The organism is Spiroplasma sp. ChiS, assembly GCF_002968355.1.
Taxonomy (GTDB): Bacteria; Bacillota_I; Bacilli_A; order Mycoplasmatales; family Mycoplasmataceae; genus Spiroplasma; species Spiroplasma citri.
Window position 1 is genome coordinate 1 of sequence record NZ_PUUH01000150.1, and the last position, 1144, is coordinate 1144.

Consider the following 1144-nt stretch of genomic DNA (forward strand, 5'->3'; position numbering starts at 1 on the left):
ATTAAACAATAAATAAACAATAGATAAACATTAAATATAACAATGTTTATTACAAATTTTAAGGAGTGTGATTAATTATCAATAGATAAACATTAAATATAACAATGTTTATTACAAATTTTAAGGAGTGTGATTAATTATGTTAGGAATTTGAATATTTTTTATTAAACGTAAATGTCAAATTTGTCATTCTATTTTGAATAAAAAAATTGTTGATAGTTTGTATTTTAAGTTAAATGTTTGTTCAATGCAGTGTAACCGAAAGCGAGTTGATTTGAGTAATGTATCAGAAACCAAGTTATAAGAAGAATATTAACATAGAAAATTACTTTATTCAAAGAGAATTTATAGTTTTTAGAACAGATAAAGCTTCATTTATAAATTTACCCAATCATAATCGTCATATTGGTTTTTGATTGAGTAATAAGTTTATTTATCAGAGTGAAAAAAATTGTAATCAAGTAGCAATCGGTTTAATTTATGATAATTATTATTCTATTGTAAAATATGATGAAAATTTAAAGCGTAATATTTGAAAGAGTTTAACTGGAACGGAATTAATTAATTTATATAATCAATATAAAAAAAATTACTCTATTAATATGAAAAAAKCATTATTTTCAAGTGAACCTAAAAAAGTAAAAGCAAATAAAAATAATTTAACAAATTTAAGTGTTGAWAAAAAAGAACAATTAATTAAAGACTTAAAAAGTTTAAATTAAAATATTCCCAAAAAAGTTTTAAATAATATACAAAGTTTTAAGATTATATATTAAATAGASATAACATATAAAGCTCACTGCATATTTTAAAACACAATAGTATAGTGCCTGCGATCACCTTTAAAGTGAAGCGAAAGGCAAAGGGTGAAAAAATGTTTAAAACAAATTTAGGAAAATTAATAAATGGAGATGCTTTGGAATTTATAAAGACATTAGAAAACGATAGCGTTGATTTAATATTAACTGATCCGCCCTATTTATATAATTTATCAAAAAGAGAAAACGAACAAATAAATGAAAAAAGCAATATAACCAAAAGCATAAATAAATATATTAATGCTATCTATGATAATAATTTACATAATTCATTTGATATAAATACTTATTTAGATGAGTTTTATCGAATTTCAAAAAATAAATTT

Annotated in this window: 2 protein-coding genes and 1 pseudogene; all 3 read left to right on the forward strand. The window is 20.8% G+C overall.

All coding sequences use genetic code 4. The features are described from left to right. Positions 1-139 precede the first annotated feature (139 nt). The gene (locus C6B38_RS10590) at positions 140-304 is read left to right on the forward strand and encodes a hypothetical protein (RefSeq protein WP_199558579.1); all 165 of its coding nucleotides are present in this window, start codon (positions 140-142) and stop codon (positions 302-304) included. Continuing rightward, complete coding sequence (locus tag C6B38_RS04595) at positions 282-722, forward strand: DUF3627 domain-containing protein (RefSeq protein ID WP_105298831.1); 441 nt, start codon at positions 282-284, stop codon at positions 720-722. Before C6B38_RS10590 ends, C6B38_RS04595 begins: the two co-directional genes overlap by 23 nt. Before the next feature lie 125 nt (positions 723-847). Beyond that, positions 848-1144, forward strand: a pseudogene (locus tag C6B38_RS04600) (hypothetical protein); the annotation flags it as partial.